This is a genomic window from Streptomyces sp. NPDC059787 (assembly GCF_042732315.1).
Lineage (GTDB): Bacteria > Actinomycetota > Actinomycetes > Streptomycetales > Streptomycetaceae > Streptomyces > Streptomyces atrovirens.
Genome location: NZ_JBHWHX010000010.1, coordinates 222,844 through 229,093 on the forward strand (window position 1 = coordinate 222,844; position 6,250 = coordinate 229,093).

Annotated in this window: 4 protein-coding genes; 1 reads left to right on the forward strand and 3 read right to left on the reverse strand. The window is 70.6% G+C overall.

All coding sequences use genetic code 11. The annotated features are described in order from the left end of the window. Positions 1-74: 74 nt before the first annotated feature. From pyk to pta, 3 genes are all read right to left on the reverse strand, one after another. Positions 75-1,502 carry a pyruvate kinase gene (gene pyk / locus ACFV5H_RS12750; protein WP_385057619.1) on the reverse strand — a complete coding sequence of 476 codons (1,428 nt, stop codon included), beginning with the start codon at positions 1,500-1,502 and terminating at the stop codon, positions 75-77. 73 nt (positions 1,503-1,575) lie between these two features. Then, entirely contained in the window at positions 1,576-2,787 is a 1,212-nt protein-coding gene (locus ACFV5H_RS12755) for an acetate kinase (RefSeq protein WP_385194516.1), read from the reverse strand. Next, a complete protein-coding gene (pta, locus tag ACFV5H_RS12760; protein WP_385057622.1) occupies positions 2,784-4,874 on the reverse strand; it encodes a phosphate acetyltransferase in 2,091 nt (696 codons plus the stop codon). The genes ACFV5H_RS12755 and pta overlap by 4 nt, the downstream gene beginning before the upstream one ends. Positions 4,875-5,076: 202 nt before the next feature. On the opposite strand from pta, the gene ACFV5H_RS12765 reads away from it, so the two are divergent. After that, positions 5,077-6,102, forward strand: a complete 1,026-nt coding sequence (locus ACFV5H_RS12765) for an ATP-dependent 6-phosphofructokinase (protein WP_385057623.1) — start codon at positions 5,077-5,079, stop codon at positions 6,100-6,102. The last annotated feature ends 148 nt before the right edge of the window (positions 6,103-6,250 follow it).

The following is a 6,250-nucleotide window of genomic DNA, read 5'->3' on the forward strand; positions in this document are numbered from 1 at the left end:
GGGAGCCGCAACACCGAGGGCGCCCCCTGTGAGACCACAGGGGGCGCCCTCGGTGCCGTACGGGCCCCTTACCGTCAGCCGGTCGCGCCGCCCAGGTGGTGGACACGGACCATGTTGGTGGTGCCGGGGACACCGGGGGGCGAGCCGGCCGTGATGATCACGGTGTCGCCCTCGCTGAAGCGGTTCAGCTTGAGCAGCTCCTGCTCCACCAGCTCGACCATCTCGTCGGTGCTGTTCACGAACGGCGCGACGTACGGCTCCACGCCCCAGCTGAGCGCGAGCTGGTTGCGGGTCGACTCGTCCGTGGTGAACGCCAGGATCGGCTGGGTGGCGCGGTAGCGGCTCAGCCGCCGGGCCGTGTCGCCGGACTGGGTGAAGGCCACCAGGCCCTTGCCGCCGAGGAAGTCGGCGATCTCGCAGGCGGCACGGGCCACCGAACCGCCCTGGGTGCGCGGCTTCTTGCCCGGCACCAGCGGCTGCAGGCCCTTGGAGAGCAGCTCCTGCTCGGCCGCCTGGACGATCTTCGACATCGTCCGCACGGTCTCGATCGGGTACGCGCCCACGCTCGACTCGGCCGACAGCATGACCGCGTCGGCGCCGTCCAGGATCGCGTTGGCCACGTCGGAGGCCTCGGCGCGGGTCGGACGGGAGTTGGTGATCATCGACTCCATCATCTGGGTCGCCACGATCACCGGCTTGGCGTTGCGCCGGCAGAGCTCGATCAGGCGCTTCTGCACCATGGGGACCTTCTCGAGCGGGTACTCGACGGCCAGGTCGCCGCGCGCGACCATGACGGCGTCGAAGGCCGCCACGACGCCCTCCATGTTCTCCACCGCCTGCGGCTTCTCCACCTTGGCGATGACGGGGACCCGGCGGCCCTCCTCGTCCATCACGCGGTGGACGTCGGCGACGTCCTTGGCGTCCCGGACGAAGGACAGCGCGACCAGGTCGCAGCCCATCCGCAGGGCGAACCGCAGGTCCTCGATGTCCTTCTCGGACAGCGCGGGCACGTTCACCGCCGCGCCGGGCAGGTTGATGCCCTTGTGGTCGGAGATGACACCGCCCTCGATGACGATCGACTTCACGCGGGGGCCGTCGACCTCGGTGACCTTCAGCTCGACGTTGCCGTCGTTGATCAGGATCTGGTCGCCCTTGGACACGTCACCGGGCAGGCCCTTGTAGGTCGTTCCGCAGATCGTCTTGTCGCCCGGGACGTCCTCGGTGGTGATGGTGAACTCGTCACCGCGCACCAGCTCGACGGGACCCTCGGCGAAGGTCTCCAGGCGGATCTTCGGGCCCTGGAGGTCGGCGAGGACGCCGATGGCCCTGCCCGTCTCCTTGGCGGCGGCACGGACCCGGTCGTACCGGCCCTGGTGCTCGGCGTGCGAGCCGTGGCTGAAGTTGAAGCGGGCCACGTTCATGCCGGCTTCGATCAGAGCGACGAGCTGCTCGTGGGAGTCGACCGCGGGGCCGAGAGTACAGACGATTTTCGAACGGCGCATGGGGCGATCCTATCGGTTTGTTTCGCTACGGAATATTCCGTCTGGCGGAAGATACAAATGAGGAAGTCCCTGCTCAGTTGTTCTTTCCGACCAGTGCGTATGTCTGCTGAGCGATCTCCATTTCCTCGTCCGTCGGTACCACCGCGACCGCGACCCGCGCGCCCTCGGGCGAGATCAGCCGCGGCCCGCCGCCGCGTACGGCGTTGCGCCCGCCGTCCACCGCCAGGCCCAGCCCCTCCAGGCCCGCCACGGCCGCCTCCCGCACCGGAGCGGCGTTCTCACCGACCCCGGCGGTGAAGGCCACCGCGTCCACCCGTCCGAGAACGGCGTAATAGGCGCCGATGTACTTCTTCAGACGGTGAATGTAGATGTCGAACGCCAGCTTCGCCTGTTCGTCGCCCGCGTCGATCCGGCGCCGGATCTCCCTCATGTCGTTGTCACCGCAGAGTCCGACCAGACCGCTCTTCTTGTTGAGGAGAGTGTCGATCTCGTCGGCGGACATTCCGCCAACACGCATCAAATGGAAGATGACGGCCGGGTCCATGTCTCCGGACCGCGTACCCATCACGAGCCCCTCCAAGGGCGTCAGCCCCATGGAGGTGTCCACGCACCTCCCGCCCCGTACGGCCGAGGCGGACGCCCCGTTGCCCAGGTGCAGCACGATGACGTTCACCTCCTCGGGCTCCTTGCCCAGCAGCCCGGCCGTCGCCCGGGAGACGTACGCGTGCGAGGTGCCGTGGAAGCCGTAGCGGCGGATGCGGTGCGCGTCGGCGGTCTCGACGTCGATCGCGTAGCGGGCGGCCGACTCCGGCATCGTGGTGTGGAAGGCGGTGTCGAAGACGGCGACCTGCGGCAGGTCCGGGCGCAGCGTCATGGCGGTGCGGATGCCGGTGAGGTTGGCCGGGTTGTGCAGCGGCGCGACCGGGATCAGCCGCTCGATCTCGGCCAGCACCCGGTCGTCGATCACCGTCGGCTCGGTGAAGTGCTTCCCGCCGTGCACCACCCGGTGGCCGATCGCGGTCAGCTCGGGGGAGTCGAGCCCGAGCCCGTCGGCGGCCAGCTCCTCGGCCATCGCCTTCAGCGCGGCGTCGTGGTCGACGACCTGCCCGGTCCGCTCCCGGGCCCCGCCGCCCGCCGCGAGCGGGGTGTGCCGGACGAGGGAGGTCCGCTCACCGATCCGCTCGACCAGCCCGGAGGCCAGCCGGCTGCTGTCGCGCATGTCCAGCAGCTGGTACTTCACCGACGAGGAGCCGGAGTTGAGGACGAGGACACGCGTGGAGCTCACTGGGCGGTCGCCTTCTCGGTCGGGGACTGGGCCTGGATCGCCGTGATGGCGACGGTGTTGACGATGTCCTGGACGAGGGCGCCCCGGGACAGGTCGTTGACCGGCTTGCGCAGACCCTGGAGCACCGGCCCGACGGCGATGGCGCCGGCCGAGCGCTGCACGGCCTTGTAGGTGTTGTTGCCGGTGTTCAGGTCGGGGAAGATCAGCACCGTCGCCTGCCCGGCCACCTCCGAGCCGGGCAGCTTGGTCGCCGCGACCGACGGCTCCACGGCGGCGTCGTACTGGATGGGCCCCTCGATCCGCAGATCGGGCCGGCGCGAGCGCACCAGCTCGGTGGCGGCGCGCACCTTGTCGACGTCGGCGCCCGTACCGGACGTACCGGTCGAGTACGACAGCATCGCGATCCGCGGCTCCACCCCGAACCGCGCCGCCGTGACCGCCGACTGCACGGCGATGTCGGCGAGCTGCTCGGCGTCCGGGTCGGGGTTGACCGCGCAGTCGCCGTAGACCAGCACCTTGTCGGCCAGGCACATGAAGAAGACGGAGGAGACGATGCCCGCGTCCGGCTTGGTCTTGATGATCTCGAAGGCCGGCCGGATGGTCGCCGCCGTGGAGTGCACCGAACCGGACACCATGCCGTCGGCGAGCCCCTCCTGCACCATCAGTGTGCCGAAGTAGTTCACGTCCGAGACGACGTCGTAGGCCAGCTCCACGGTGACGCCCCGGTGGGCGCGCAGGGCGGCGTACCGCTCGGCGAAGGAGTCCCGCAGCTCGGAGGTGGCCGGGTCGATCAGCCGGCTGTCACCGAGGTCGATGCCCAGGTCGGCGGCCTTCTTGCGGATCTGGTCGACGTCACCGAGCAGCGTCAGCTCGCACACGCCCCGGCGCAGCAGCACCTCCGCCGCGTGCAGCACCCGTTCCTCGGTGCCCTCGGGGAGCACGACCCGGCGCAGGTCGGAACGGGCCTGCTCCAGCAGCTTGTGCTCGAACATCATCGGGGTCACGCGGTCGCTGCTGGGCGCGGAGACCCGTTTGGTGAGGTCCGCGGTGTCGGCGTACCGCTCGAACAGGCCGAGCGCCCGCTCCGCCTTGCGCGGGGTGGCCGCGTTCAGCTTGCCCTCCAGGGAGAAGAGCTGCTCGGCGGTGGGGAAGCTGTTGCTCGGCACCGACAGCACCGGGGTGCCGGGGGCGAGCCGGTCGGCGAGGGTGAGGATGCGCTCGCCGGGCACCTCGTCCAGGGTCAGCAGCACCCCGGCTATCGGTGGGGTCCCGGCGCTGTGCGCGGCCAGCGAACCGACGACCAGGTCGGCGCGGTCGCCCGGCGTGACGACCAGGCAGCCCGGGGTCAGGGCAGCGAGGAGGTTCGGCAGCATCGCGCCGCCGAACACGAAGTCCAGGGCGTCGCGGGCCAGCCCGGAGTCGTCGCCGAGCACCACCTTCGCACCGAGGGCGTGGACGATCTGGGAGACGGTCGGGGCGGACAGCGCCGGTTCGTCGGGCAGCACGTAGCAGGGGACCGGGAGCCGGGTGGCGAGCCGCTCGGCGAGCTCGTCGCGGTCCTCGCGGGCGACCCGGTTGACCACCATGGCGAGCACGTCGCAGCCCAGGGTGTCGTAGGCGCGGTAGGCGTTGCGGGTCTCGGCGCGCACCGACTCGGCGGTCTGCCTGCGGCCGCCGACGACCGGGATCACCGAGGCGCCGAACTCGTTGGCGAGCCGGGCGTTCAGGCTGAGCTCGTCCGGGAGCTGGGTGTCGGCGTAGTCGGTGCCGAGGACGAGGACGACGTCGTAGTCGCGGGCGACCCGGTGGAACCGGTCGACGAGCGTCGACACCAGCTCGTCCGTGCCCTGCTCGGCCTGGAGGGCGGACGCCTCGTGGTAGTCGAGGCCGTAGACGGTCGACGGGTCCTGGGTGAGCCGGTACCGGGCGCGCAGCAGTTCGAAGAGGCGGTCGGGCCCGTCGTGCACCAGGGGGCGGAAGACTCCCACCCGGTCGACCTGCCTGGTCAGGAGCTCCATGACCCCGAGTTCGACGACCTGGCGGCCGTCGCCGCGGTCGATACCGGTCACGTACACGCTGCGGGTCACGCGCGCTCTCCGTTTCGTCGAGGGCCGCAAGGGTCTTCGGCGGGGCCGCAAAAAACGCCCACCCAGGTGAGCGGACCCCTCTTGACAATACCTCCGGCGCTGGCTAGGGCGCTCACCCGTACGGCGTCGGCGGCGCCCGGAGGGACGTGAAACAATCGGGACTGGCTCACCGGTATCGACAGCGACCAGGAGACTCAGCACGATGCGTATAGGAGTACTCACCGCAGGCGGCGACTGCCCTGGACTGAACGCAGTGATCCGGTCGGTCGTGCACCGGGCGGTCGACAACTACGGCGACGAGGTCATCGGCTTCGAGGACGGCTACTCCGGTCTGCTGGACGGCCGCTACCGGCCGCTCGACCTCAACGCGGTCAGCGGCATCCTGGCCCGGGGCGGCACCATACTGGGCTCCTCCCGGCTGGAGCGCGACCGCCTCCGCGAGGCCTGCGAGAACGCCTCCGACATGATCCGCGACTTCGGCATCGACGCGCTGATCCCGATCGGCGGCGAGGGCACGCTCACCGCGGCCCGCATGCTGTCCGACGCGGGTCTGCCCGTGGTCGGCGTCCCGAAGACGATCGACAACGACATCTCCTCCACCGACCGCACCTTCGGCTTCGACACGGCGGTCGGCGTCGCCACGGAGGCGATGGACCGCCTCAAGACCACCGCCGAGTCCCACCAGCGCGTGATGGTCGTCGAGGTCATGGGCCGGCACGCGGGCTGGATCGCCCTGGAGTCCGGCATGGCGGCCGGCGCCCACGGCATCTGCCTGCCCGAGCGCCCCTTCGACCCGGCCCAGCTCGTCAAGATGGTCGAGGAACGCTTCGCCCGCGGCAAGAAGTTCGCGGTGATCTGCGTCGCCGAGGGCGCACACCCGGCCGACGGCACCATGGACTACGGCAAGGGCGAGATCGACAAGTTCGGCCACGAGCGCTTCCAGGGCATCGGCACGGCCCTGGCGTACGAGCTGGAGCGCCGGCTCGGCAAGGAGTCCAAGCCGGTCATCCTCGGCCACGTCCAGCGCGGCGGCACCCCGACGGCGTACGACCGCGTCCTCGCCACCCGCTTCGGCTGGCACGCGGTGGAGGCGGCGCACCGGGGCGAGTTCGGCAAGATGACGTCTCTGCGGGGGACCGACATCGTGATGGTGCCGCTGGCGGAGGCGGTCACCGAGCTGAAGACGGTCCCGGTGGACCGGATGGACGAGGCGGAATCGGTCTTCTAGACCGGGAGTCGGTCTTCTGGACCGGGAGTGCCGGAGGGCGGGAGGGTTCTTCGCCTCGCCCCCGGATGCTGCCGGCGCCTCCTGCCGCCGTTCGACGAGGGGAGCGTTCCTCCCGGCGTGACGCCGCCCATGCGGTGTTCCGCCGGGA

What these genes read in the sequence shown, in the direction of transcription:
- pyk (WP_385057619.1), bottom strand. Translation starts at nt 1,502, where the DNA reads ATGCGCCGTTCGAAAATCGTCTGTACTCTCGGCCCCGCGGTCGACTCC.
- ACFV5H_RS12765 (WP_385057623.1), top strand. Translation starts at nt 5,077, where the DNA reads ATGCGTATAGGAGTACTCACCGCAGGCGGCGACTGCCCTGGACTGAAC.